Annotated in this window: 29 protein-coding genes; 5 read left to right on the top strand and 24 right to left on the bottom strand. The window is 62.6% G+C overall.

What is annotated here, in order from left to right; genetic code table 11:
• Window positions 1-95: 95 nt before the first annotated feature.
• The 9 genes from BM413_RS00215 to rimM all read right to left on the bottom strand — a co-directional run bounded on the left by BM413_RS00215 (window position 96) and on the right by rimM (window position 6,484).
• Entirely contained in the window at window positions 96-638 is a 543-nt protein-coding gene (locus BM413_RS00215) for an MgtC/SapB family protein (RefSeq protein ID WP_091908744.1), read from the bottom strand.
• Between the two features lie 67 nt (window positions 639-705).
• Entirely contained in the window at window positions 706-1,341 is a 636-nt protein-coding gene (locus BM413_RS00210) for a class I SAM-dependent DNA methyltransferase (protein WP_091908742.1), read from the bottom strand.
• Window positions 1,338-2,147 carry an amino acid ABC transporter permease gene (locus BM413_RS00205; protein WP_091908739.1) on the bottom strand — a complete coding sequence of 270 codons (810 nt, stop codon included), beginning with the start codon at window positions 2,145-2,147 and terminating at the stop codon, window positions 1,338-1,340. Before BM413_RS00205 ends, BM413_RS00210 begins: the two co-directional genes overlap by 4 nt.
• Before the next feature lie 220 nt (window positions 2,148-2,367).
• On the bottom strand, window positions 2,368-3,165 hold the full coding sequence (locus BM413_RS00200; RefSeq protein ID WP_091908737.1) for a basic amino acid ABC transporter substrate-binding protein: 798 nt from the start codon (window positions 3,163-3,165) through the stop codon (window positions 2,368-2,370).
• Window positions 3,166-3,340: 175 nt separating this feature from the next.
• Complete coding sequence (locus BM413_RS00195) at window positions 3,341-3,835, bottom strand: MarR family winged helix-turn-helix transcriptional regulator (RefSeq protein WP_091908734.1); 495 nt, start codon at window positions 3,833-3,835, stop codon at window positions 3,341-3,343.
• Entirely contained in the window at window positions 3,832-4,248 is a 417-nt protein-coding gene (locus BM413_RS00190) for an organic hydroperoxide resistance protein (protein ID WP_091908731.1), read from the bottom strand. The genes BM413_RS00195 and BM413_RS00190 overlap by 4 nt, the downstream gene beginning before the upstream one ends.
• Window positions 4,249-4,397: 149 nt before the next feature.
• Window positions 4,398-4,952, bottom strand: coding sequence for a 50S ribosomal protein L19 (gene rplS / locus BM413_RS00185; protein WP_091908728.1), 555 nt, complete (start codon window positions 4,950-4,952; stop codon window positions 4,398-4,400).
• A 192-nt stretch (window positions 4,953-5,144) separates the two neighbouring features.
• The gene (trmD, locus tag BM413_RS00180; protein WP_091908725.1) at window positions 5,145-5,873 is read right to left on the bottom strand and encodes a tRNA (guanosine(37)-N1)-methyltransferase TrmD; all 729 of its coding nucleotides are present in this window, start codon (window positions 5,871-5,873) and stop codon (window positions 5,145-5,147) included.
• Entirely contained in the window at window positions 5,870-6,484 is a 615-nt protein-coding gene (rimM, locus tag BM413_RS00175) for a ribosome maturation factor RimM (protein WP_091908722.1), read from the bottom strand. The genes trmD and rimM overlap by 4 nt, the downstream gene beginning before the upstream one ends.
• Window positions 6,485-6,604: 120 nt before the next feature.
• Between rimM and BM413_RS00170 the strand changes: the two genes are divergently transcribed.
• Both BM413_RS00170 and BM413_RS00165 read left to right on the top strand, forming a co-directional pair.
• Entirely contained in the window at window positions 6,605-7,546 is a 942-nt protein-coding gene (locus BM413_RS00170; protein ID WP_091908719.1) for a tyrosine recombinase XerC, read from the top strand.
• Window positions 7,547-7,715: 169 nt separating this feature from the next.
• Complete coding sequence (locus BM413_RS00165; protein ID WP_091908716.1) at window positions 7,716-8,786, top strand: TraB/GumN family protein; 1,071 nt, start codon at window positions 7,716-7,718, stop codon at window positions 8,784-8,786.
• Here the strand turns inward: BM413_RS00165 and BM413_RS00160 are convergent.
• A complete protein-coding gene (locus tag BM413_RS00160; protein WP_091908713.1) occupies window positions 8,783-9,256 on the bottom strand; it encodes a DUF2867 domain-containing protein in 474 nt (157 codons plus the stop codon). The two genes, BM413_RS00165 and BM413_RS00160, sit on opposite strands and share 4 nt — an antisense overlap.
• A 170-nt stretch (window positions 9,257-9,426) precedes the next feature.
• Here BM413_RS00160 and BM413_RS32950 point away from each other — a divergent pair, with 170 nt between their 5' ends.
• Window positions 9,427-9,876 (top strand): hypothetical protein, encoded by a 450-nt coding sequence (locus BM413_RS32950; protein WP_175544215.1) that lies wholly within the window; start codon window positions 9,427-9,429, stop codon window positions 9,874-9,876.
• Window positions 9,877-9,945: 69 nt separating this feature from the next.
• On the opposite strand, the gene BM413_RS00150 is transcribed toward BM413_RS32950, so the two are convergent.
• The 14 genes from BM413_RS00150 to BM413_RS00085 all read right to left on the bottom strand — a co-directional run bounded on the left by BM413_RS00150 (window position 9,946) and on the right by BM413_RS00085 (window position 23,928).
• Window positions 9,946-10,206, bottom strand: coding sequence for a hypothetical protein (locus BM413_RS00150; protein WP_091908710.1), 261 nt, complete (start codon window positions 10,204-10,206; stop codon window positions 9,946-9,948).
• Window positions 10,206-11,609, bottom strand: a complete 1,404-nt coding sequence (gene lpdA, locus BM413_RS00145) for a dihydrolipoyl dehydrogenase (protein ID WP_091910172.1) — start codon at window positions 11,607-11,609, stop codon at window positions 10,206-10,208. Before lpdA ends, BM413_RS00150 begins: the two co-directional genes overlap by 1 nt.
• Before the next feature lie 26 nt (window positions 11,610-11,635).
• Window positions 11,636-12,391 carry an SDR family oxidoreductase gene (locus BM413_RS00140; protein WP_091908707.1) on the bottom strand — a complete coding sequence of 252 codons (756 nt, stop codon included), beginning with the start codon at window positions 12,389-12,391 and terminating at the stop codon, window positions 11,636-11,638.
• Complete coding sequence (locus BM413_RS00135; protein WP_244537701.1) at window positions 12,388-12,912, bottom strand: hypothetical protein; 525 nt, start codon at window positions 12,910-12,912, stop codon at window positions 12,388-12,390. The genes BM413_RS00140 and BM413_RS00135 overlap by 4 nt, the downstream gene beginning before the upstream one ends.
• On the bottom strand, window positions 12,909-13,337 hold the full coding sequence (locus tag BM413_RS00130; protein ID WP_091908705.1) for a VOC family protein: 429 nt from the start codon (window positions 13,335-13,337) through the stop codon (window positions 12,909-12,911). The genes BM413_RS00135 and BM413_RS00130 overlap by 4 nt, the downstream gene beginning before the upstream one ends.
• Before the next feature lie 94 nt (window positions 13,338-13,431).
• Window positions 13,432-14,721, bottom strand: a complete 1,290-nt coding sequence (gene odhB, locus BM413_RS00125; RefSeq protein ID WP_091908702.1) for a 2-oxoglutarate dehydrogenase complex dihydrolipoyllysine-residue succinyltransferase — start codon at window positions 14,719-14,721, stop codon at window positions 13,432-13,434.
• Window positions 14,722-14,752: 31 nt separating this feature from the next.
• Window positions 14,753-17,743: a 2-oxoglutarate dehydrogenase E1 component gene (locus BM413_RS00120; RefSeq protein ID WP_091908699.1), complete on the bottom strand. Its 2,991-nt coding sequence runs from the start codon at window positions 17,741-17,743 to the stop codon at window positions 14,753-14,755.
• Window positions 17,744-17,878: 135 nt separating this feature from the next.
• Window positions 17,879-18,781: a succinate--CoA ligase subunit alpha gene (sucD, locus tag BM413_RS00115; protein ID WP_091908696.1), complete on the bottom strand. Its 903-nt coding sequence runs from the start codon at window positions 18,779-18,781 to the stop codon at window positions 17,879-17,881.
• Window positions 18,781-19,098, bottom strand: a complete 318-nt coding sequence (locus BM413_RS00110) for a hypothetical protein (protein ID WP_091908693.1) — start codon at window positions 19,096-19,098, stop codon at window positions 18,781-18,783. The genes sucD and BM413_RS00110 overlap by 1 nt, the downstream gene beginning before the upstream one ends.
• Window positions 19,099-19,101: 3 nt before the next feature.
• Window positions 19,102-20,295: an ADP-forming succinate--CoA ligase subunit beta gene (sucC, locus tag BM413_RS00105; RefSeq protein WP_091908690.1), complete on the bottom strand. Its 1,194-nt coding sequence runs from the start codon at window positions 20,293-20,295 to the stop codon at window positions 19,102-19,104.
• Between the two features lie 10 nt (window positions 20,296-20,305).
• Window positions 20,306-21,274 (bottom strand): malate dehydrogenase, encoded by a 969-nt coding sequence (gene mdh / locus BM413_RS00100; protein ID WP_091908687.1) that lies wholly within the window; start codon window positions 21,272-21,274, stop codon window positions 20,306-20,308.
• A gap of 214 nt (window positions 21,275-21,488) precedes the next feature.
• A complete protein-coding gene (gene zapE / locus BM413_RS00095) occupies window positions 21,489-22,691 on the bottom strand; it encodes a cell division protein ZapE (RefSeq protein WP_091908685.1) in 1,203 nt (400 codons plus the stop codon).
• A gap of 106 nt (window positions 22,692-22,797) precedes the next feature.
• Window positions 22,798-23,343: a protease inhibitor Inh/omp19 family protein gene (locus tag BM413_RS00090; RefSeq protein WP_091908682.1), complete on the bottom strand. Its 546-nt coding sequence runs from the start codon at window positions 23,341-23,343 to the stop codon at window positions 22,798-22,800.
• Window positions 23,344-23,487: 144 nt separating this feature from the next.
• Entirely contained in the window at window positions 23,488-23,928 is a 441-nt protein-coding gene (locus BM413_RS00085; protein WP_244537700.1) for a VOC family protein, read from the bottom strand.
• A 112-nt stretch (window positions 23,929-24,040) separates the two neighbouring features.
• Between BM413_RS00085 and BM413_RS00080 the strand changes: the two genes are divergently transcribed.
• Window positions 24,041-25,072 (top strand): MBL fold metallo-hydrolase, encoded by a 1,032-nt coding sequence (locus BM413_RS00080; RefSeq protein WP_091908679.1) that lies wholly within the window; start codon window positions 24,041-24,043, stop codon window positions 25,070-25,072.
• A 76-nt stretch (window positions 25,073-25,148) separates the two neighbouring features.
• Window positions 25,149-25,667, top strand: a complete 519-nt coding sequence (locus BM413_RS00075) for a Dps family protein (protein ID WP_091908676.1) — start codon at window positions 25,149-25,151, stop codon at window positions 25,665-25,667.
• The last annotated feature ends 10 nt before the right edge of the window (window positions 25,668-25,677 follow it).

Below are 25,677 nucleotides of genomic sequence, written 5' to 3'. Positions count from 1 at the left end.
TCGGCAATCACTGGCTTCGGGTTGCCGGTTGCGCCACCGGCGGGAACGCATTCGCCGTCACGACCAACAGTCCGTCGATGCCGCAATCAGCAGGTTCACGCCTTCCGCCGAGCCGGGGACTTGCCGGCCTTGGGGTCGGCCGGCGGCTTGTCCTGATTGTCCGTTTTCAGGTTCATGCGGTCGTGCACCGTCTGCAGCAGGCCGAGCACGATCAGCACCAGCAGCGTGCCGAAGCCGGCAATCTGCCAGAAGCCCAATCCGCAGGCCAGGCCGATGGCGCCGGCGAGCCACATGCCGGCGCCGGTGGTCAGGCCATGCACCTCGCCGCGCGAGAACAGGATCGAGCCGGCTGCGAGGAACGCCACACCCGCCGTCACTGCCTCGACCACGCGGATAGGATCGACCTTGACCGCATCGATGGCAAACATCGGCGCATGAATGATCTCGATCGTCAGGATGCCGAACATGGCCGCCGCCACGCAGACGAGGATGTGCGTTCTCAAGCCGGCCGGGCTGTTGCGCCATTCGCGTTCGAAGCCGATGACGGCGCCGAACGCCGTCGCCAGCAGCAGCCGTGCCGCCACGACGGGAAAGGACGTGTATGTCGGATGGCCGAATTCTTCGATGAGCTGTTCCACGCAATCACCTCGCTGACGTTGGCCGCTAACGTGGCTCCGTCATTCCGGTTCCAGCGCAGCTTGCCAGCTAAAGAATTTTGAAGACGAACGCCTTCACCAGCACATCGGCCTCATCGACGGCGAAGGCACGGAACGGCGGGCTTTCCTCGAGGAGACGCCAGCGCCCTGCCTGTTCCAGTTCGGCAAACTTTTCGCGAAACCCGCCACTCTCCAGAACGACGTCGCGGACGGTGAAGACGGCATGTCCGCCGGCACGCGTGATCCGCACCAACTCGTCAAGACTGGAGGCGGGCGCATGCCCTTCGGTGAAGACACCGGTCGAGAAGAACGCCGCGAAATGCCCATCCGCCCAAGGCAGCGGACCGCCAAGGGCCGCCTGCGTCAGCGCACCATAGGCGTTGCGCCTGCGAGCGATTGCCAGCATGTCGGCGGAAAAATCCAGCCCGTCGATGCCGTCATAATCGAGCGCCCGGAGATAAGGCCCGGAAAGCCCTGTGCCGCAGCCGGCATCGAGCAATGGACCTGCTCCGCGCGGTACATATCGCGCCACCCAGGCGGCAATCATGAAAGGCAGGCAATAGCCGGAGGCTGCCGTCTCGCGATCGTAATCGCCCGACCACGAGGCATAGGCCTGCGTGAGCTCCGTATCGGTCCTGGCGGAATAGACCTGTTCCAGCCCTTCGCTGTGCCGCTTTTCGTTCATCGAAATTCCTGTCCTTTGCGCAATCGCCGCTCCAGCGCTCTCAAGGCCAGCGACAGGCTGACCGTCAGCAGCAGATAGACATAGGCGACGATCGAATAGGTCTCGAAGAAACGGAACGACCCCGACGCATAGACCTTGCCCATCTGCGTGATGTCGGCGACGCCCAGCACCGAGACCAGCGAGGAATCCTTGACCATGGCAATAAAATCGTTGCCGTAGGGCGGCAGGATGGTCTTGAACGCCTGCGGCCAGACGATGTGCCGGAAGCGCCGGTAGCGGGATAGGCCGAGCGCCTTGGCAGCCTCGATCTGGCCCGGATCGACCGCCTGAATGCCCGCCCGGAAAATTTCGGCGATGAAGGAAGAATAGGCAACCGTCAGCGCGATGATCGCCCGCCACAACAGCGAAAAATCACGCACCTGCATCGGCCCGACAATGCCCGCCGCCTGCAACGGCGCCGTCGCCCAGTTCCACAGCCACACCATGGCCGGCGCACCGACGAAGGCGACCCAGAACAGCAGCACCAGGATCGGCACGCTGCGGATGATCTCGACATAGAAACGCGCAATCTGGCGCAGCCACACCGAGCCTGAAAGACCCATCAGCGCGACACCGAGCCCCAGCGCTGAGGCAAGCGTGTAGGCGACGATGGTGACGAAGACCGTGATGCCGACGCCCTTGACGACAACGGAAAACACTTGGGCGTAGAGATCGTTGGCGGCGATGGAAACGGCAGCGGCAATGGCGATGGCCGCTGCGGCGACGAGCCAATAGGGGAAGTCGGGTTTTGTGGCGGACGGCGGCATCAGGGAAATGTTGCGGCGGTGTCGGACAGGGAGACACGCGTCACGATGCGCGGCGGCGGGCTGAACTTGCCGACGAAGCGCTGCCCCTCACCCTTACCCTCTCCCCGTAAACGGGGAGAGGGGGGCTTCAACGTTGCGGCCAACCTCCTTCTCCCCGTTCTTACGGGGAGAAGGTCCCGGCAGGGGGATGAGGGGCGGTATAAGCGTTTCAAGCGAACGCTCACTGCCCCATCTTGTAGTCAAGAAACCACTTCTTGTTCAGCGCATCGAGCGTGCCGTCGGCCTTCAGTGCCGCGATCGCCGCGTTGATCGGCGCGACGAGGTCCGAGCCCTTTTTGAAGATGAAGCCGAAATCCTCGCTGCCGAGCGGGCCGCCGATGATCTTCAGCTTGCCGTCGGAAGCATCGACATAGCCTTGCGCCGCAACACCGTCGGTGAGCACCAGGTCGACATCGCCCGTCTTCAAAGCCTGCACGGTCGCGCCAAAAGTCTCGAACAGCTTTATGCGCGGGTTCTGCTCATTGCCGTCGAGCACGTCATAGACGGAAACGAAGAAAGGCGTAGTACCCGGCTGGGCGGCGATCAGACCGTCCTTGAGTGCTGCAAAACTCTTGGCGTCGGTGAAGCGGCTTTCGTCGGAGCGCACCAGCATGCGCATTTCCGAATGCATGTAGGGGGCGGAGAAATCGACCTTCTCCTTGCGGTCTTCCTTGATGGTGATGCCGGTCATGCCGATGTTGTATTGCCCGTCCGACACCGCCTGTATCATCGCGTCCCAGGAGGTGTTCTGGTACTCGACCTTGAAGTTCAGGCGCTTGGCCATCTCGTTCATGGCGTCATATTCCCAGCCGATCTGCTGGCCGGATTTGGGATCGACGAATTGCAGCGGCGGGTAGGCGTTCTCCGTCACCACAGTCACCGTCTTGCCGCCGAGGTCGGGCAGCGACTGCGCAAACGCGGCTACGGGAAGAAGAAGCACAGCCAGGAGGCCGGCGAGCGAAAGCTGGAAGCGGTTCATGGTCTGGCTCCTGTCACGATGCCATGCGGTCGAAGGTAATTTCGCCGCAGACTGTACTCGACCAGCGATACCTTGCAAGCGCAGGACCGTCGCTTCCCCCGGCGCGACGGCACGAGATTTTCGCAAGATGCGTCCTTGCAGCGATTTCATTTCCCGGGAGGTGGGAGTTGGCTACTCAGCTTTCCGTTTCGCCGGCACCGCGCATGCCGCGATTCAACCGGCCCAGCGTTTCGTGCAAAGCCGTGAGTTCGGCCGCCGGCAGCGGCAGACTGCACAGCAATTCCTTCTGCACATCCCGGGCGTTTTCCTTCAATGCCGTCCCGCGCTCGGTCGGCTCCACCAGCACGCGGCGTTCGTCCGCGGTATCGCGCCGGCGCGTGACATAGCCCGCCGCTTCAAGGCGCTTGAGAAGCGGCGTCAGCGTTGCCGAATCGAGGCCGAGTGCTGCACCGATTTCGCTCACCGTCAGCGGCGAACGTTCCCACAGCACCAGCATGACGAGATACTGCGGATAGGTCAGGCCGAGCGGCTCCAGCAGCGGACGATAGAGCCGCGTGAACAGGCTGCTTGCCGAATAGAGCGCAAAGCAAAGCTGGCGCTCCAGCTTCAGCACGGTATCGGCGCGGGACGTTTCCCGCGCCTTGGTGTCCCTGATGTCTTCCTGCGTCATCCAGCCTTCACCGACAGCGCCACGTCGACATTGCCGGCGATGGCATTGGAATAAGGGCAGACCTTGTGCGCGGCGGCGACCAGCGCCTCTGCGGCTCCCGTCTCAAGCCCCTTCGTTTCGGCCTCGAGCGCCACGCCCAGCCGGAACCCCTCGCCATTCGGCAGCAGCGAAACGGTGGCCGTCACGGCCGCATCCTCCAGGGGCAGCTTCTGCTTGCGCGCGATGAAGCGCAACGCGCTTTCGAAGCAGGCCGCATAGCCGGCCGCGAAAAGCTGCTCGGGATTGGTGGCGCCACCGGCCCCGCCGAGCGCCTTCGGCATGGCAAGCGCGACATCGAGAAGGCCGTCATCGGTCGTTGCGCGGCCTTCGCGGCCGCCGGTGACATGAGCCTTGGTGGTATAGAGTGCAGTCATGATCGTCTCCTTAAAATCTTTCACGATTAAATCGTGTACGATTTAATATGTCAAGACGCAGCGCTCCATTCGGTTCAACATCGCAATTCAATATCCGAAAAACAAAAAGGCGGCCGAAGCCGCCTTTTCGAAACCATATGATGCAGAGATTATTCTGCAGCCGGCTCAGCAGCAGCGGCGGCCTCAGCGGCTGCTGCAGCCTCGGCAGCGGCCTTCTTCTCGGCGGCTTCCTGCGCTGCCTTTTCGGCGGCCAGAGCCTCGGCGGCGGCGATCTTCTCGGCTTCGATGCGGGCCTTCTCGGCGTTCAGCGCATCGCGCTCGGCATCGTTCAGCTTGCGGGCGCGCACGCCGGTGTTTTCCGTAATACGGGCCGACTTGCCGCGACGATCACGCAGATAATAGAGCTTGGCGCGGCGGACCTTACCGCGACGAACGATCTCGACGCCCTCGACCATCGGCGAGTAGACCGGGAAAACGCGCTCGACGCCTTCGCCATAGGAGATCTTGCGAACGGTGAAATTTTCCTGGAAGCCCGAGCCCGAGCGCCCGATGACGACGCCTTCGTAAGCCTGGACGCGGGTGCGCGTACCTTCGGTGACGCGGACCAGCACGCGGACGGTGTCGCCCGACTGGAATTCGGGAAGCTTGCGCTTCGCTTCGATTTTGGCGGCCTGTTCAGCCTCGATCTGACGGATGATGTCCATCGCAATGACCTCTTTCTTGGTTCTCAACAGTCAGAGCGCCCTGCACTTGCCACCCAGTTCAAAGACCGCTTGGCTATGCCTTATCTTCTCTGCGAGAAGCCGAGGCAGGGGCGATTTCACCGTCTTTCGTTGACGGGTCCGGGAGATTTTTCCCGGTTGCGAGCGGGCACATACACGCTTCCCGCGCGATTGTCACGCCTTTGTCGCAGCTTTTTTGCCGGTTTTGGGCCGCTCATAGGCCGAAAACAGGTCGGGCCGCCTTTCCTCGGTCAGTCTCTCGGCTTCAGCGCGCCGCCACGCTGCGATCTTGCCGTGATTACCGGAGGTCAGCACCTCGGGAATAGGAATACCCTCGAACTCCTGCGGCCGCGTGTAATGCGGATGCTCGAGCAGCCCGTTCTCGAAACTTTCCTCGTCGCCCGACACTTCATTGCCCATCACGCCGGGCAGCAGCCGCACAACGGCGTCCAGCAGCACAAGCGCTGCCGGTTCGCCACCGGACAGGATGAAATCGCCGATCGAAACCTCTTCCAGCGCCCGCGCCTCGATGACCCGCTGGTCGACGCCCTCGAAACGACCGCACAGGATCATCACGCCCGGCCCTGCCGCCAGTTCGCGCACCCGGGCCTGCGTCAGCGGTTTTCCGCGCGGGCTCATCAGCAGCTTCGGCCGCGGATCGGCGGCGGGTGCCGTGGCATCGATGGCCTTGGCCAGAATATCCGCCCGCATCACCATGCCCGCACCACCACCCGCCGGCGTGTCGTCCACCGTGCGGTGCTTGTCTGTCGCGAAATCGCGGATCTGCACCGCCTCCAGCGACCAGTCGCCGCGCTCCAGCGCCCGGCCCGCCAGCGAGACGCCCAGAGCGCCCGGAAACATTTCGGGGTAAAGCGTCAGCACGCTGGCGCGAAAACCGCTCACCGGTTACCCCCGGCATCCTTCGGCCCGCGCGGCCGGCTCTTTGCCTTCAGATTGTCGGCCTTCTCGGCAGCAAGCTCTTCCGAGCCATCGTCGCCGTCTTCGACCAGCCCGGCAGCTACCGTGTCGATGCGTACGAAGCCGGCATTGATGTCGATTTCCGGCACGGCTGCCTCGGTGAAGGGGATCAGCACGCCCTTCCGGCCCTGATAGGTGACCTCCAGAATGTCTCCACCGCCGAAATTCTGCACGGCACTCACCTTGCCGACGGCGGCCCCTGTTTCGTCCTTCACCGCGAGCCCGACCAGATCGGCGTGATAGAACTCATCATCGTCGCCGTCGTCCGGCAGCGCCGAGCGGTCGACGAAAAGCTCCGTGCCCGTCAGTGCTTCCGCAGCATTGCGATCACCAACGCCCTTGAAGCGGACAACCACGACCGTGTTTGCCGGCCTGATATCGACGATCTCGAAAGCCCTGCCATCCTTGGTATAGAGCGGCCCATAGTCGGCCAACGCCAGCGGATCGCCGGTGAAGGTTTTCACGCGCAGCTCGCCCTTGATGCCGTGGGCGGCGCCGATCACGGCCATCTGGATGGGATTCTGGGGTTTGGGCATGGGTTTTTCAATCCTTTGCCCGTCTCTATCTCTGCCAAGCCGCCTTTTCAATCTCGGTGGCCTTCACGCCTTGCTAACCCGCTTGCTTCAGCATCGGGCGACTCATCGAGAAGACAGTCCATGCAGCAGGAATTCCTCATCGCCGCCCGGCCCGACCTCCAGTCGGCGCGGGAGCAATGGCTGAAGGCGCTGGCCGGGGAACGCCGGCTGTCGGCTTTGACGGTCGATGCCTATGAGCGCGACACGCGCCAGTTCTTCCAGTTCCTCACCGGCCATTGCGGCGGCGCGCCCGGCATCTCCGATATAAAAGACCTTCGCCCCGCCGACCTGCGCGCCTTCCTGGCCTCGCGCCGCAGCGGCGGCGCCGGCGCGCGCACCCTTGGGCGCGGCCTTGCCGGTATCCGTTCCCTCCTGCGATTCATGGAACGAAAGGGCCTCGTCAATGCCGCCGGTGCTGCAGCTTTGCGCGCGCCGAAACAGCCGAAGTCGCTGCCCAAGCCGTTGACCGCGATCGACGCCAGGCGCGTCGTATCGGCAGACGGCCAGCTTGCAGAAGAGCCGTGGGTCGCAGCGCGCAACGCCGCCGTGCTGACCATGCTCTATGGCTCGGGCCTGCGCATTTCCGAAGCGCTCGGCCTTACCGGACTGGACCTTTCCAGCCCTTCGGACACGGTCCTGCGCATCACCGGCAAGGGCGGCAAGACGCGGCTTGTTCCCGTCCTGCCCGTGGCGCTTCAGGCGGTGGCCGAATACCGCAAGCTCTGCCCCTATCATCTCGGGCCGGAGACGCCGCTGTTTCGCGGCACGCGCGGCGGGCCGCTCAACCCGGCGATCATCCAGCGCGAGATGCAGAAGCTGCGCTCCGCCCTCAACCTGCCCGAAACGGCGACGCCGCATGCGCTGCGCCATTCCTTCGCCACCCATCTGCTCGGGCGTGGCGGCGACCTGCGCACCATCCAGGAACTGCTTGGCCACGCCAGCCTGTCGACGACCCAGGTCTACACCGGTGTCGACACCGCGCGGCTGCTTGAAATCTACGAGGCGGCCCATCCCCGCGCCTAGAGCATGATCCCGAAAAGCTGCAGACTTTTCGGACAAGATCATGCTTCAAAATCAATATGCTAGAGCGAGATAGCGATTCAACGAGAAATCATCTCGCTCTAAGCGTTAAGGCGATAATTTTCGCATCGCGATTAACCGTTTCGCCGTTTTTTGCGCCTACATCTCGGGCATGAAACGCATATCCGCCATTGCCGACCGCACCGCGCTCACTGCACTTGCCGCGTTTGCTGCGCTCAACGTGCTGTTTTTGATTTCCTTTGTCGTCGTGACGCTGCTGGCCATCGGCAAGGCCCATGCCGAGGCTCCGGCCTGCAAGGGCACCGACATGCTGGTGGCCCTCCAGAAAAGCGACCCGGCGCTGCTGGAAAAGATCAAGGCGGAAGCAGCCCAAACGGTCAACGGCCAAGGCCTTTTGTGGAAGCTGGAAAAACCCGGCGAAAAGCCGTCCTACCTGTTCGGCACCATGCACATGACAGACCCGCGCGTCACCTCGCTGACGCCGGCGGCGCAAAAGGCTTTCGATGCCGCCGACACGGTCGTCATCGAAACGACTGAGGTTATCGATCAGGCCAAGATGATGGCCGCGATCATGAAGGAACCCGACCTGACCATGTTCACCGACGGCACGACGCTGACTTCGCTGCTGTCGCCCGAAGACGCCGCGACCGTCGACAAGGCGCTGGAAGCGCGCGGCATTCCGCCGGCAAGCGTCGCCAAGATGAAGCCGTGGATGCTGTCTGCAGTCGTTGCGCTGCCGGCTTGCGAACTTGCCCGCAAGGCTCAAGGCGCGCCGGTGCTCGACATCAAGCTCGCCAAGGACGCCGAGGCCTCCGGCAAGACGCTCGAAGGGCTGGAGACCATAGCGGACCAGCTTCGCGCCATGGCCTCGCTGCCGCTCGACTTTCACATGAAAGGTCTGGTCGAGACGCTGAAGCTCGGCGACCGCATGGACGATGTCACCGAAACCATGATCGTGCTCTACCAGAAGGGTGAGATCGGCATGTTCTGGCCGCTGTTCCGCGCCGTCCTGCCGAGCGGCGAAAGCGACGATGCCGGCTACGCTGATTTCGAGGAAACCATGGTCACCGCCCGCAACCGCGTGATGGTCGAACATGCCGAGCCCATTCTTGCACGCGGCAACGCCTTCATCGCTGTCGGCGCACTGCATTTGCCGGGTGACAATGGCCTGGTCGAACTCTTCCGCAAGGACGGTTTTACCGTCACTGCCGTGGACCGTTAACCTCTCCCAATTCGCGCCAGCATGGCCGGCACGATGATCCGGTGGAACGGCATGATTATCGCCAGGTAGGTCCGGCCAAACCGGTTGTGCGGAGCGACCAGCGTCGACGCGCTGACCTCCTGCCTGCCGTCGCCAAGGTCTTTCACATCGACCAGCAGGCGAAAATCGAGATGCCGATCGTCCAGCCCCATCACCACACGCGATGCGGTCTGGCTCAGGACCGGAAACATCCCGATCCGTCTCTGCTGTTGCGGAAGATCCTCAGCGCCGGTTTTCAACCCGAACGGTTTGACCAGAAGATTGCGCAGTGCCATCAGCCGTCCGACCCAGGCCGGGCTTTTGAGGAACACCCGCTCCGACGCCGTGATTGCATCAAGCGATTGTCCCTTGACCACAACGCTATAACGATCGGCGAAGCGCGTACCCGGCAGCAATTTGTCCGAGTTTGAAAAGCTTTGTACCGCAGGCATGTCCGGAACCTCGGTTTCTACAAATCCCGTTGAAACTAGCATGTTTCAACCGCGCCGGCCGCGTGGCGTAACGCCGCCGTCTCATCGGCACGTGGCTGAATTTCTGCCGGATGAAACCAAATCGGTAATGGCGCGTTTTGGTGACAGTGCAACCGACGGAGACCACCACCATGGCCAATCCTCAGCGCATTCCGGATCCGCGCGAAACGGACCCGATGAACCCAATACCGCCGCTGGCTTCCAGCGCGGAAGCCGATCCGCGTCTTAATGCGGCCAACAGCAGCCGCCCAATCGAAAACACGGTCGTGCAATCGAGGTCCGGCGGCAGCGGCATCCTGATCGCCGCGATCGTTCTCGTGCTTGCCGTGATCGCCTATTTCATTTTCGTGCCGACCACGCCGAATTCGCCTGTGGAACAGGCAACGCCTCCGGCAGCGACTGAAACAGCACCGGCAACGCCGGTGCCTGCAACGCCTGCCCCGGATGCAACGGCTCCCGCCGCACCAGCTACGCCTGCCACGCCGGCGCCTGATGCGACCGCGCCTGCTGCCCCCGCTCCGGCTGAACCGGCTCCCGCCCCGGCAACCCCTGCTCCGGCCCCTGCCGCCCCCGCGCAGTAAGCTGATAGAGCATCCTGAAACGCAAACGGCCCGCTTTCCGCGGGCCGTTTCTTTTCCATCTTTGACGTATCAGGGCTTTTCGTTATCGCGATTAAGCACTGTCAAAACCTTGCTCGCAAATCCGAGCGAGAACAGTCCCCACAACAAGCTCGCGGCAATGTCGAACAGCGTGACCAGATAGGCGAATGTCAGGTTCAAGCCGGACGCGGCGTCTGATATCCATTGCATGCCGATCTGCGCGTAAAAACGCGAGATCACATCGACGACCAAAGCGACGACACCAAGTTTCAGGAAATTGGTGCGCAGCCACGCCCACATGCCGGCGGCCATCAGATATGGATCGGCTTGAAGAAGGTCGCGAGTGCTGCCTCCTTCACGGCTTCCGACATGGTTGGGTGCGCGTGGCAGGTGCGGGCGAGGTCTTCCGACGAGCCGCCGAACTCCATCAGCACCGCCGCCTCGTGGATCATCTCGCCGGCGCCGAAGCCGACGATGTGGGCGCCCAGCACGCGGTCGGTCGCCTTGTCGGCGAGGATTTTCACGAAACCGTCGGTCTTCAGCATGGCCCGCGCGCGGCCATTGGCCGTGAACGGGAACTTGCCGACCTTGTAGTCGATGCCGGCCTTCTTCAGCTCTTCCTCGGTCTTGCCGACCGAAGCGACTTCCGGGCTCGTATAGACGACGCCGGGAATGACATCGTAATTCACATGACCGGCCTGGCCTGCGATGATCTCGGCAACGGCAACACCCTCGTCCTCGGCCTTGTGCGCCAGCATCGGGCCGGCGATCACGTCGCCGATGGCATAGATGCCCGCCACATTGGTCTTGAGATGCCCGTCGGTCTTCACCCGGCCGCGCTCGTCGAGCTCGACGCCGGCCTCGGCAAGGCCGAGCCCTTCCGTATAGGGCTTGCGGCCTGTCGCGATCAGCACGACATCGGCCTCGATCGTCTCGGCATCGCCGCCCTTGACCGGCTCGAAGGTGACGGTCGCCCCCTTCTTGGATTTCACCACGCCGGTGACCTTCGAGCTCAGCTTGAACTCGAAACCCTGCTTGGCCAGCATGCGCTGGAACTGCTTTGCCACCTCGCCATCCATGCCGCCAAGGATGGTGTCGAGATACTCGACCACCGTCACCTTGGTGCCGAGCCGTGACCAGACCGAGCCAAGCTCCAGCCCGATGACCCCGCCGCCGACCACGATCATCGTGGCAGGCACCTTGACGAAATCGAGCGCGCCGGTGGACGACACGATGACCTTCTCGTCGATATCGACCTTGACGCCGGGAATGCCGGCGACATCCGAGCCGGTGGCGATCACGATGTTCTTCGTCTCGACGTCCTGGACCTTGCCGTCATCGCCGGTCACCGAAACCTTGCCGGCGGCAACGATCTTGCCGGTTCCGCGCAGCACATCGATCTTGTTCTTCTTCATCAGGAAGTCGAGGCCCTTGACGTTCTGGTCGACCGTCTGGTCCTTGTGCGCAAGCATCTGCTTGAGGTTCAGTTTCGGCTTGCCGACCTCCACACCGAGCGCGTCGAAATGCGAAACCTCGGCGAACATCTCGGAGGCATGCAGCAGCGCCTTGGAGGGAATGCAGCCGACATTGACGCAGGTGCCGCCATGGGTGAGCCGCTTCTCGACCACGGCGGTCTTCAGGCCAAGCTGCGCCGCCTTGATGGCGCACACATAGCCGCCGGGGCCGGTTCCAATCACCACCACATCATAAGCCATGATAAAATCCTTCAATCTCGGGCAACTCAGCGCCCACCACTAATGTTCACCAATGCGCCCGTCGCATAGGACGCTTCATCCGATAGAAGCCAGAGCACGGTATTTGCGATTTCTTCGGCCGTCCCGCCCCGTCCCATGGGAATCATGCCCTTCAACCGTTCGACGCGATCCGGCTGGCCGCCGGACGCATGGATTTCGGTATCGACGATGCCCGGCCGCACGGCATTGACCCGTATGCCTTCCAGGGCCACTTCCTTGGAAAGACCCACCGTGAAGGTGTCGATAGCGCCTTTCGAGGCGGCATAGTCGACATATTCACCCGGTGAACCAACGGTGGCCGCGACGGACGATATGTTTACGATCGCGCCGCCCTTGCCGCCGTGGCGCGTCGACATGCGCTTCACCGCCTCGCGGGCGCACAGCATCGAGCCTATGACGTTGATGCGCATCATGCGCTCCAGCCGTGACAGCGACATTTCGTCGATGCGGGCTTTGACATCGACGATCCCGGCATTGTTGACCAGCGCATCCAGCGAACCAAAGCGGGCGTCGACCGCCGCAAACATCGCCAGCACGTCCTTATCGCTGCCGACATCGCCCTTCACCGCAAAGGCTTCGCCGCCGTTCGCCGCGATCTCGGCGACCAGCTTTTCGGCCGCATCCGCATTGGACGCGTAATTAACTGCGACCCGGTACCCACGTTCAACCGCCAGCCGGCAGATCGCGGCACCGATGCCCCGGCCGCCGCCGGTGACGAGGACGGATTTCGCCCCACCGCTCATTCCTGGCACCCCTGTATGGAAAAAACGTCCCAGGGCAGCTTGGAAAAACCCTTCTCGCCATAGGCGGAGGAATAACGCAGCGAATGAGCGAGATCGGGGAAAACGAGCTTCTCCGGCGCAGCCACGCCTTGAGCCGGCAGGAGATCGATCGTGCCCGTCGCATCAGCCGTATAGATGACGCCCTGCCAGACGGTGCAGGTTTCCAGCTCCTCGCCGGTGACGTCGCCCTCGGGGCATTTGTACATCAGCATGCCGTTGGGCCGCGCCACACCCTCGCTCCACATGACGATGCCGTCCAGCACCACGTCATTGTCGAGCAGCATGCGAAACTGGTTGGTGACGGCAGCCGCCTCGCCGCGTGGCGTAAATTCGACCGACGCCACCTTCTCGCGGTCGCCATAGACCGAAAGCTCGATCGGGCAGGCGGCGTATGCAGAACCGCAGGACAGGGTGGCAATTACCCCCGCCAGCGCGGCACGCGCAAATCCATTCAGCGAAGGGCGCAGCCCGCCGCCCGTCACGATTGCTTCTCCAGAGGCGCGTTGAAGGCCCAGACATGGCCGAAGGGATCGGTGATCCTGGCATAGCGCGAACCCCAGAACGCGTCTTCCGGCGCCATGGTTATCGCAGCACCTGCAGCCGCCGCCTGTTCCACTGCGCTATCCACATCCGACGGCGTGGGCAAATTGATGTTGATGGTCAGCCCCGCTCCGCCACGGCTCAGCGGCGACAGCACATCACCGCCGAACTCGGCGAATTCGTCATGCAGCATGACCTCGGAGCCGAACATCGACAGATTGGCATGCAGCACCCGCACGCCGTCCTCGGCCATCTGCTCGAAGGTCTCGACCGCGTCAAAGGCTTTCTCGTAGAAAGCGATCGCTTCCCTGCCGCCCTTGACGCAGAGATGCACCTGGATCGGCGGAATGTTGGGTTCGAAGGCCATGGTCCTGCTCCTTTGGGGCAGCAAGCCTAGCGCATGACCCTTGGAACCGGAAGATTTCCCGGAAGGATCATGCGCCAATTCAAACGGCTGGACCTCAGAGGTCCAGCACCAGCCGTTCCGGATCCTCCAGGCTTTCCTTGACGCGCACCAGGAAGGTCACCGCTTCCTTGCCGTCGACGATGCGGTGATCGTAGGACAGCGCCAGATACATCATCGGGCGGATGACGATCTGCCCGCCGACGACCACCGGACGGTCCTGGATCTTGTGCATGCCGAGAATACCGGACTGCGGCGCATTCAGGATCGGCGTCGACATCAGCGAGCCGTAGACGCCTCCATTGGAGATGGTGAAGGTGCCGCCCTGCATATCGGCGACCGACAGCTTGCCGTCACGCGCCGCCAGACCGAGCCGGCCGATTTCCTTCTCGATCTCGGCAATCGACATCTGGTCGGCATCGCGCACCACCGGCACGACGAGGCCCTTTTCGGTGCCGACAGCGACGCCGATATGGGCGTAGTTCTTGTAGATGATGTCGGTGCCGTCGATCTCGGCGTTCACCGCCGGGATTTCCTTCAGCGCGTGCGTCACCGCCTTGGTGAAGAAGCCCATGAAGCCGAGCTTCACGCCGTGCTTCTTCTCGAACACGTCCTTGTACTTCGTGCGCAGGTCCATCACCGCCTTCATGTCGACCTCGTTGAAGGTCGTCAGCATGGCGGCGTTCGACTGCGCTTCCTTCAGGCGGCGCGCAATCGTCTGGCGCAGCTTGGTCATGCGCACGCGCTCCTCGCGTGCCTCCTCGCTGGCAGACGATGGCGCGCGCGCTGCCACCGGAGCGGCAGCCGGTGCCGAAGCGGCCGGCGCGGTGAAGCCCTTGGAGATGGCGTCGAGCACATCGCCCTTCAGCACCTGGCCGCGCTTGCCGGTTCCGGTCACCTGATCGACGGATGCATTGCTCTCGGCAAGCAGCTTGGCGGCGGCCGGAGCCGGCGGCATCTTGCGCTCTTCGATCTCGCCTTCGCCAGCGATCTTGGCGGTCTTTTCGGCAGCTTCCTTGGTGGTCGAAGCACTTGCAGCACCGGCTGCCTGCGCCACCGCGTCGGGCTTGGCAGCCTCGGCCTTCGCGGCGGGCTTGGCGGCCGCACCAGCACCTGCCGAAATCGTGCCGAGAATGGCGCCGACGCCAACGGTCTCGCCTTCGGGTGCTGCGATTTCGGTCAGCGTGCCGGCAGACGGCGACGGCACTTCGATCGTCACCTTGTCGGTTTCGAGCTCGACCAGCGGTTCGTCGGCGGCAATCGCGTCGCCGACCTTCTTGAACCATTTGCCGATGGTCGCCTCGCTGACGGATTCGCCGAGGGTCGGGACGCGGATTTCGGTAGCCATTTTTTGCCTATCCGTTTTTGGAACTGAGGGATTATTCGCCGAGCGCGTCGTCGAGGAACGCCTGGAGCTGCGCCAGATGCTTCGACATCAGGCCCGTTGCCGGCGATGCCGCCGCCGGGCGGCCCGTATAGCGCACGCGCTGATGCTTGGCGTCGATATGGGCGAGCACCCATTCCAGATACGGGTCGATGAACGACCACGCACCCATGTTCTTCGGCTCTTCCTGGCACCACACCATCTCCGCGCCACGGAAGCGCGACAGCTCGTTGATCAGCGCCTTGGCCGGGAACGGGTAGAGCTGTTCGACGCGCAGCAGGTAGATGTCGTTGATGCCGCGCTTCTCGCGCTCCTCGTAGAGGTCGTAATAGACCTTGCCCGAGCACAGCACGACGCGGCGGATCTTCGAGTCCTTGGTGAGCTTGATCGCCTGGTCCGGCAGCATCTGCGCATCGTCCCACAACAGGCGATGGAAGGCGCTTTCGCCGGATATTTCCGAGATCGTCGACACCGCCCGCTTGTGGCGCAGCAGCGACTTAGGCGTCATCAGGATCAGTGGCTTGCGGAAGTCACGCTTGAGCTGGCGGCGCAGGATGTGGAAATAGTTAGCCGGCGTCGTGCAGTAGGCAACCTGCATGTTGTCTTCAGCGCAGAGCTGCAGGAAACGCTCCAGCCTTGCGGACGAATGCTCCGGCCCCTGCCCTTCATAGCCATGCGGCAAAAGGCAAACGAGACCCGACATGCGCAGCCACTTGCGCTCGCCCGACGAGATGAACTGGTCGAACACCACCTGCGCGCCGTTGGCGAAGTCGCCGAACTGCGCTTCCCACAGCGTCAGCGCCTTGGGCTCGGCCAGCGAGTAGCCATATTCGAAACCAAGCACGGCCTCTTCCGAAAGCATCGAGTTGATGACTTCGAAATTCGCCTGGGCAGCCGAGAGGTTGTTGAGCGGGATGTAGCGGTTTTCGTCCTTCTGGTCGTAGAGGACGGAATGGCGCTGTGAAAACGTGCCGCGCTCCGAATCCTGGCCGGAAAGCCGGATCGGATTGCCGTCGAGCAGGATCGAGCCGAAGGCCAGCGCCTCCGCCGTCGACCAGTCGATGCCTTCACCCGAATCGATCATCTTGCGCCGCGTTTCGAGGAAGCGCTGGATGGTCTTGTGCGCCTCGAAGCCCTGCGGCACCTCGGTCAGCTTCTTGCCGATTTCCTTCAGCGTCTTGACCGGCATTGCCGTCTTGCCGCGCCGCTGCTCGTCCTCATTGTCGGCCGTGCGCAGGCCCGACCATGCGCCGTCCAGCCAGTCGGCCTTATTGGGCTTGTAATGCTGGCCGACTTCCCACTCGGATTCGAGATGGGCGCGCCAGTCGGCCTTCATCTTGTCGAACTCTTCCTGGCTGATATGGCCTTCGGCAATCAGCTTGTCGCCATAGATCTGCACCGTCGTCTTGTGGGTGCGGATGTTGCGATACATGATCGGCTGCGTGAATGCCGGCTCGTCGCCCTCATTGTGGCCGAAGCGGCGATAGCAGAACATGTCCACCACCACCGGCTTGTGGAACTTCATGCGGAATTCGATCGCCACCTTGGCGGCATAGACAACCGCTTCCGGATCATCGCCGTTCACATGGAAGATCGGCGCCTCGATCATCTTGGCGACGTCAGACGGATAGGGCGACGAACGCGAGAAGCGCGGGTTCGTCGTAAAGCCGATCTGGTTGTTGATGATGAAATGCAGCGTGCCGGCAACGCGGTGGCCGCGCAGGCCCGACAGGCCGAGGATTTCGGCAATCACGCCCTGGCCGGCAAAGGCCGCATCGCCGTGCAGCAGCAGCGGCAACACCTTGGCGCGTTCCTCCAGCGGCACGATCTCGTCGCGCGGCGTGCGGCCGTAGAGCTGGTCCTGCTTGGCGCGGGCCTTGCCCATCACCACAGGGTCGACGATTTCCAGATGCGACGGGTTGGCCGTCAGCGACAGATGCACCTTGTTGCCGTCGAACTCGCGGTCCGACGATGCGCCGAGATGGTACTTCACGTCGCCCGAGCCTTCGACGTCGTCGGGGGCGTAGGAGCCCCCCTTGAATTCGTGGAAGATGGCGCGGTGCGGCTTGGCCATCACCTGGGAAAGCACGTTGAGGCGGCCGCGGTGGGCCATGCCGAGCACGATGTCCTTCATGCCGAGCGCGCCGCCGCGCTTCATGATCTGCTCCAGCGCCGGGATCAGCGATTCACCGCCGTCGAGGCCGAAGCGCTTGGTGCCCTTGTACTTGACGTCGATGAACTGCTCGAAGCCTTCGGCCTCGATCAGCTTCTGCATGATCGCCTTCTTGCCTTCGGCGGTGAACGCGATGCCCTTGTCCGGTCCCTCGATGCGGGCCTGGATCCACGCCTTCTCCTCCGGGTTGGAGATGTGCATGAATTCGACGCCGAGCGTCGAGCAATAGGTGCGCGTCAGGATGTCGAGCATCTCGCGGATGCTCGCATATTCGAGCCCGAGCACATGGTCGATGAAGATCTTGCGGTCGTAATCGGCCTCGGTGAAGCCGTAAGAGACCGGCGAAAGCTCGTTGTAGTCCTCGATCGGATTGGCGATGCCGAGCGGATCGAGATTGGCATGGAGATGGCCGCGCATGCGGTAGGCGCGGATCATCATGATCGCGCGCACGGAATCGCGCGTCGCCTGCAGGATGTCGATGTCGGAAAGCGCCACCCCATTGGCGACGGCCTTGTCCTTGACCTTCTTCTCGATCTGCTTTTCGACCAGGCCCCAATTGCCGTCCAGCGCCGAGACGAGTTCGCCGTTCGACTGCAGCGGCCAGCTCGGCGTCGACCAGGAAGCGCCCTTGGCGTTCTTCTTGATGTCGCCGGCATCGTCCTTCAGCGAAGCAAAGAAATCCTGCCACTCCGGATCGACCGAAGAAGGATCGTCCTCATAGGCGGCATAAAGCGCGTCGATATAATCGGCGTTGCCGCCATAGAGGAACGAGGTGAGGGAAAACTGGTCGTTGGCCTGATCTTGTCGTGCCATTTTCTCAATCCGGAGTTTTGGCTCCGTCTCCTTTTGCGAAAGGGAATGGTGAGTAGTCAGTAGAGAGTAGTGAAGAAGGACGTCTCTGCCGTTCGCTACTCTTCACTACTCACTATTCGCTACTCCCTTATTCCCTTAACCCTTGATCGCCTCGACCAGCGTCGTGCCGAGACGTGCCGGCGACGGCGACACGCGAATGCCTGCCGCTTCCATCGCCGCGATCTTGTCTTCCGCGCCGCCCTTGCCGCCGGAGATCACAGCGCCTGCATGGCCCATGGTGCGGCCGGCAGGTGCAGTGCGCCCGGCGATGAAGCCGGCCATCGGCTTCTTGCGGCCACGCTTGGCCTCGTCGATCAGGAACTGCGCTGCGTCTTCCTCGGCCGAACCGCCGATCTCGCCGATCATGATGATCGACTTGGTCTCGTCGTCGGCCAGGAACATTTCGAGCATGTCGATGAATTCCGTACCCTTGACCGGATCGCCGCCGATGCCGACGGCAGTCGACTGGCCAAGCCCGGCATTCGTCGTCTGGAACACAGCCTCATATGTAAGCGTGCCGGAGCGCGAAACAACGCCGACCGAGCCCTTGCGGAAGATGTTGCCGGGCATGATGCCGATCTTGCACTGGTCGGGCGTGACGATGCCGGGGCAGTTCGGGCCGATCAGCCGCGACGTCGAACGGTCGAGGCGCGCCTTGACCTTGATCATATCCGCGACCGGGATGCCTTCGGTGATGCAGACGATCAGCGGGATTTCCGCTTCGATCGCCTCGATGATCGCCTCTGCAGCACCTGCCGGCGGCACATAGACGACCGAGGCATTGGCGCCGGTTTTTTCCTTGCCTTCGGCAACGCTTGCGAAGATCGGCAGGGTCTCGCCCTTGGCGCCGGTCCAGCTCTCGCCACCCTTCTTCGGATGGATGCCGCCGACCATCTTGGTGCCGTGATAGGCCAAAGCCTGCTCGGTGTGGAACGTTCCGGTCTTGCCGGTCAGGCCCTGCACCAGGATCTTGGTGTTCTTGTCGATGAGAATGGACATTAGTTGCGGAACTCCGATCTCAAATTATTCACGGCCTTGGCACGTGAAATCAAAACTACGCTGACCACAAATGCTATCAGCCAAATCAAGCCAATCAGGTAAGCCGTCGCTGTTGCGCCGATGCACTCGCTCTCGTTGATGGCACAGGATGCATCCACACCCGAGACCAGCAACGCGCCGCCAAGCACCATTGAAATCGCGGCTCCGAAGGCAGCAAGAAAGCGATGGTTGCCGCGTCTCGTGCCCCAGACAGCAACGAACATCACCGCAAAAGGCGCGATGAAGACGAGCTCGAGGGGCCACTGCGCGGTATTCATCAGCTAGCCCTTCACCGCCGCGACGATCTTCTTGGCCGCATCGTCCAGATCGTCAGCCGAGGTGACGTTCAGTCCGCTCTCATTGATGATCTTCTTGCCGAGTTCGGCGTTGGTGCCTTCGAGGCGAACCACCAGCGGAACCTTGAGGCCGACTTCCTTGACCGCCGCGATCACGCCCTCGGCAATGACATCGCACTTCATGATGCCGCCGAAGATGTTGATCAGGATGCCTTCGACCGCCGGGTCGGCGGTGATGATCTTGAACGCCGCGGTGACCTTCTCCTTGGAAGCGCCGCCGCCGACATCGAGGAAGTTCGCCGGCTCTGCGCCATAGAGCTTGATGATGTCCATCGTCGCCATGGCAAGGCCGGCGCCGTTGACCATGCAGCCGATATTGCCGTCGAGTGCGACATAGGCAAGGTCGTATTTCGACGCCTCGATCTCCTTCGCGTCCTCTTCGGTCGTGTCGCGCAGTTCGAGCACGTCGGGATGGCGGAACAGGGCGTTGTTGTCGAACGACACCTTGGCGTCCAGCACGCGCAGGCGGCCATTCGTCATGACGATCAGCGGGTTGACCTCGAGCAGGCTCATGTCCTTCTCGACAAAGGCCTTGTAGAGGATCGGGAACAGCTTCTCGCCGTCCGCAGCCGCCTCGCCCGAAAGCTTCAGCGCGCCATTCAGCGCCTTGAGGTCTTCGGCGGTCACGCCCTTTTCCGGATCGATCGCAACAGTGATGATCTTTTCCGGCGTGTCATGCGCCACGGCTTCGATGTCCATGCCGCCCTCGGTCGAAACCACGAAGGCGACGCGGCCGACGGTGCGGTCGACCAGGATCGAGAGATAGAGCTCGCGGTCGATGTCGGCGCCGTCCTCGATATAGAGGCGGTTGACCTGCTTGCCGGCAGGGCCGGTCTGCTTGGTCACCAGCGTGTTGCCGAGCATCTCCTTGGCATTGGCGACGACGTCTTCGATCGACTTCGCCAGCCGCACGCCGCCCTTGGCGTCCGCCGACAGTTCCTTGAACTTGCCCTTGCCGCGGCCGCCGGCATGGATCTGGCTCTTCACCACGTAGAGCGGTCCGGGCAGCTTCTTGGCCGCAGCCTCGGCCTCACCGGCGCTGAAGATCGCCACGCCTTCGGCAACCGGCGCGCCAAAGCCTTTCAGCAGCGCCTTGCCCTGATATTCATGAATGTTCATGAGCCGATCCTCACTTGCCGCCGAGATTGGGCGAAATGCCGACGCAGGCCTCGCAAAGGCCCTTCACGGCCGCGACCGACGTCTCGAACATCTTCTCTTCTGCCTTGTTGAAGTCGATCTCGATGATGCGCTCGACGCCACCGGCGCCGATCACCACCGGCACGCCGACATACATGTCTTTCACGCCATACTGGCCGCTGAGATAGGCAGCACATGGCAGCACGCGCTTCTTGTCGCGGAGGTAGCTTTCAGCCATGGCGATCGCCGAGGCAGCCGGCGCATAATAGGCCGAACCGGTCTTGAGCAGGCCGACGATCTCGCCGCCGCCCTTGCGGGTACGCTCGACGATGGCGTCGAGCTTTTCCTGGCTGGTCCAGCCCATCTTGACGAGATCCGGCAGCGGAATGCCGGCAACCGTGGAATAGCGCACCATCGGCACCATGTCGTCGCCGTGGCCGCCGAGCGTCATGGCGCTGACATCCTCGACCGAGACCTTGAACTCATCGGCGAGGAAATAGCGGAAACGGGCCGAGTCGAGCACGCCGGCCATGCCCACGACATGGCTCTTCGGCAGGCCGGAGAACTTCTGCAGCGCCCAGACCATGGCGTCGAGCGGGTTGGTGATGCAGATGACGAAAGCGTTGGGGGCATATTTCTTGATGCCGGCGCCGACCTGCTCCATCACCTTGAGGTTGATGCCGATCAGATCGTCGCGGCTCATGCCGGGCTTGCGCGGCACGCCGGCCGTCACGATGCAGACATCCGCACCCTCGATGCCGGCATAGTCGTTGACGCCGGTATAGCGCGCGTCAAAACCGTCGACCGGCGAGGATTCTGCGATATCGAGGCCCTTGCCCTGCGGAATGCCTTCCGCGATGTCGAAGAGGACGACGTCGCCGAGTTCCTTGAGGCCGATCATATGGGCGAGCGTGCCGCCAATCATGCCGGAACCGATGAGGGCTATCTTGTTGCGTGCCATGTGAGGATGTTTTCCCTTTGTCTGTAACCGGGCGCGATGGCGCCGGTGGATAGAGCGTTTAGGCCAGATGGATCAGGGTTATGCAGCCAGAATTTCGCCGTTGGAATTAGACCCATAGGGCTTGAAATTCAACCGATTATTTTGACCTCAAGGATTTCAATCGGTTAGAAACAAATGGAGTTACGTAAACGTCAAAGTTTTCGCGAAATGGACGTCAGGCTGTCAAAGATTTGCCGGCTTCCTGAGGTTGCGCAGGCGCATGGCGCACCGCCCAGTCGTCGAGCCAGTCGCGGCTTTGCATCTCCATCAGCCGCGATGCGGTGCGGTCGAACTCGAAGGCCTCCGTGCCGCGCTTGCCGACGTAAAGCTCCTGCGGCGGCGCTTCGGCGCTGACCACCAGCCGGACGTGATGGTCGTAGACCGTATCTATGAAGAGAATAAAACGCTTGGCCTCGTTGCGCCGGTTCTCCGCCAGCACCGGCACATGGTCGACGAAGATCGTCGAAAAGCGCCCGGTGATCGCCAGATAGTCGCGCGCGCCATGCGGCTTCTCGCACAGCTCGGCGAAGGTGAAGCGCGCGGCATCGCCGGCAGCAACCGGCACCGCCACCTGCCGGCCTTTCACCGTCAGCGACGCAGCTTCCGCCGGCGCGCCATGGGTCATCGCCTTCCAGGCTTCATCCATCTGCCGGTCGGTTTCAGCGCCCAGCGGCGTCATATAGACCGGCATGCGGTTCAGCTTCTCGAGCCGGTAATCCTTGTCGGCATCGAGGTCGAGGACGTCGGCATGACGCTTGAGAATGCTGATGAAAGGCAGGAAAAGCGCCCGGTTCAGCCCGTCGCGGTAGAGATCGTCCGGCGCAACGTTCGACGTCGCGACCAGCACCACGCCTTGCGCAAAAAGTGCGGAAAACAGCCGCGACAGGATCATGGCGTCGGCAATGTCGGTCACGGAAAACTCGTCGAAACACAGCACCCAGGCCTCGTCGGCCAAGGCGGCCGCCACCGGCGGGATCGGATCGTCTTCCTTCGTCTCGCCATTCTTGCGCGCGAGCCGGTGCTTCTGGATGCGATCCTGCACATCGGCCATGAAGTCGTTGAAATGGATGCGCCGCTTGCGTCGCACCGGCACCAGCTCGAAGAACATGTCCATCAGCATGGTCTTGCCACGGCCGACATCGCCATGGATGTAGAGCCCTTTGACGGGCGCCTGGTTCTCGCGCTTCTTGCCGAACAGCCAGCCGAGCGCGCTGGATTTCTGCGCCAGCCGTTTTGAGCAAAGCTCGTCGATCAGCCGGTCAAGTGCGCCGACGATGACTTCCTGCGCCGGGTCGCGCTCCAGCGCGCCCGTCTCGGCGAGATGGTCGTAACGCTGCCGGACGGTAGCTCGCGTCTGGATACCGTCACGCAGATGCATTGATCATGTCTCTGGAGATCCGTGGTCGGATTTTTCGGGCACGATCCCCGAAAGCTGCGGGCTTTCTTACAGGATCGCGCGCCGAAATAAAGACGCGGCTTGCGTCTTATCTGCTGAGTGAGATCGGCACGCCGCTCTCGGTCTGGCCGTCGAATTTCGAGGCGCCGGAAGAATAGAGGCGCGCCAGCGTTCCGCCGTTCTCATCATAGAGGGTAAGCTGCTTGCCCGCGACATTCCACGACTTCACGCCGTCGATCGGAGCCGGGCAACGCAGCGGGCCGGCGCGGAAACCCTGACCGAACTTGGTCTGCGGGGTGGCGACGCGGCAGCTCTGGCCGGAAACCGAGGCATTCCAGACGCCGGCGACGCTGCCGGCCGAAAGGTCGGGCGCATTGGCGTCGGGCTGCGGGGCGGCTGCGGGCGGAAGCCCGGCAACCTGCGTGTTCGCACCCGGGGCACTCGGAAACTGCGACGGGTCGGTGGTGCCGGGGGAAACCGGAGGCGGCAGCGAGCCGCCGGTCACGCGTCCCGTCGGCGCAGCCGGAAGGGGCGCGGGCTGCGTGTCCACCGAAGACATGCGATCGCTCTGGCACCCGCTTGCCGCCAGCGCCAGAAGCGATACGGCCAACAGGCCCGTTCTCGAAAAAATCATCTAAACCTCCGTCGGAGCCCGGGTCCGCCACCCGCTAAAATTCACCATCCCTACAAACAGGGCGATAATGGGCAGATTTCAACCGCATATGGTTAAAATACGGTTTGCGGCGCACCATGTTGCAAAAATATCGCAGATTCCGGATCAACCAGCGATGGCCAGGCTCGGCACGAAGACATAGCCGTCCGGCCCGACGATATGGCATTCGCGAATGCCATGCGGCTTGTCAACCGAACCGGCCAGCACGATGTGATCGTGCTTGCGTGCCATGACCTCGATGCGATCGGGGTCGGCACCGTAGAGCCTGATCTCCAGTCCCGCACCGCGCGTCTCCACGCCGGCAATGACACCCGTCATCGGATTGTCGAGATAGGAATGGTCGGCATGCAGCATGAACACCGACCCGAGAAGCTGGACCGCAGCGAAATCCTCGTCGGCATAGATGATCTGCGCACCGAGCACGTCCCGGCAGAAATCCTCCATCGGCGCAATCTCGCGGACGAGAAGATTGACGCCGATGCCGCGCGGCAGCGAGCGGCCGAAGTCGCCCGCCGCCATCCAGGGCTGCTTGGTTCGCTTCTTCACGGCACTCTCCCTCGGTTGCCGGTTCTATATTAGCAAACCGGGATGCCTCTGCTTGATCTTGCAGCCATCAAATGCTTGCACCAGCCCCCTGCACCTTTATCTTGAGCATCAGATGGCCAGGAAACCGAAAACACCGAATCCATATTACCAAGGCCCCGAAAGCGATCATTTCGACGGCCGCATTTTCTTCAATCCTGACGGCACTCCGCCCGGCAGCTTTTCGGCGCTGCTGAAATGGCAGCTCGGCGGCGGCCGGTCCAAATGGCCTGCCTTATGGCCGACGCCCTTCGCCCAGGCAAAACCGGCGCGAAAGATTGCCGGCGACGATCTGCGCGTCACCATGGTCGGCCACGCCTCGCTGCTCATCCAGGTCGCCGGGCTCAACATACTGACGGACCCTGTCTGGTCCGAGCGCGTGTCGCCATTCACCTTCGCCGGCCCCAAGCGCGTGAACCCGCCCGGCATCGCCTTCGAAGACCTGCCGCCGATCCACGTCGTTCTTGTCAGCCACAATCACTACGACCATCTCGACGTTGCGACGCTGAAGCTCCTGCAGGCAGCCCACGACCCGCTGGTCATCACCCCGCTCGGCAACGACATCATCATCCGCGCCGGGGCGCCCGAAATGCGCGTCGTCACCGGCGACTGGGGCGACAGTTTCGAATTCGAAGGCATTTCCATCCACATCGAGCCGGCCCATCACTGGTCGGCACGCGGCGCCAAGGACCGTCGCATGGCGCTGTGGGCGGGCTTCGTCATCGGCACGCCGGCCGGAAAGATCTATTTCGCCGGCGACACCGGCTTTCACGACGGCATAAACTACCGCCTGATTGCCGAAAAACATGGCGGCTTCCGCTTCGCCATATTGCCGATCGGCGCCTATGAGCCGCGCTGGTTCATGAAACCGCAGCACCAGAACCCGGACGAAGCCGTGCGCGGCATGCTGCTTGCCAATGCCGCCTTCGCCGCCGGCTGTCACTGGGGCACGTTCCAGCTCACCAACGAGCCGATCGACGAGCCCCGCGCCAAGCTGCATGAAGCGTTGGAGACCCACGGCATTGCCCGCGAGAAATTCCGCGCCATGCTCGCCGGCGAAGTCTGGGATGTGCCGCTGGTGCTTACGAAAGCCGACATCGGGGCTTGATTGAGCGCTTGGCAGGGAACAGAGTTTAATGGCCAGCATTTCTGCAAGGCACGCACAATCTCACAGGAGCTTAATCATGCCGGATACGGACAAGGCCAAGAAGAACCGCAAGGCCCCGCTCACCACGCCAACCGGCCTCGGCGACAATGCGCGACGCGACATCACCGGGGCTCTGAATGCCCTTCTGGCCGACGTTTTCGCAATTTACCTGAAGACCAAGAACTTCCACTGGCATATGAGTGGCCCGCATTTCCGTGACTACCATCTGCTGCTGGACGAGCACGGCGACCAGATCTTCGCCATGACCGACGTGATCGCCGAACGCGCCCGCAAGCTCGGCGGCACCACGCTGCGCTCGATCGGCCATATCGCCCGCCTCCAGCGCATTCCCGACAACGATGCCGACTTCGTGACGCCCGAGGACATGCTGGCCGAACTGCGCCAGGACAATGAGGCGCTGATCGCTTCCATGCGCAGCACCCATGACGTCTGCGACGAGGAAAACGACGTCGCCACAGCCAGCCTGCTCGAAAACTTCATCGACGAAGCCGAGCGCCGCGTCTGGTTCCTGTTCGAGATGACCCGCAACAGCTAGCATCGGCCAG

The sequence above is a fragment of the Mesorhizobium sp. YR577 genome, assembly GCF_900116595.1.
Lineage (GTDB): Bacteria > Pseudomonadota > Alphaproteobacteria > Rhizobiales > Rhizobiaceae > Mesorhizobium_M.
Note: the sequence above shows the minus strand (reverse complement) of the source record. Positions and strands in the feature narration are given on the sequence as shown.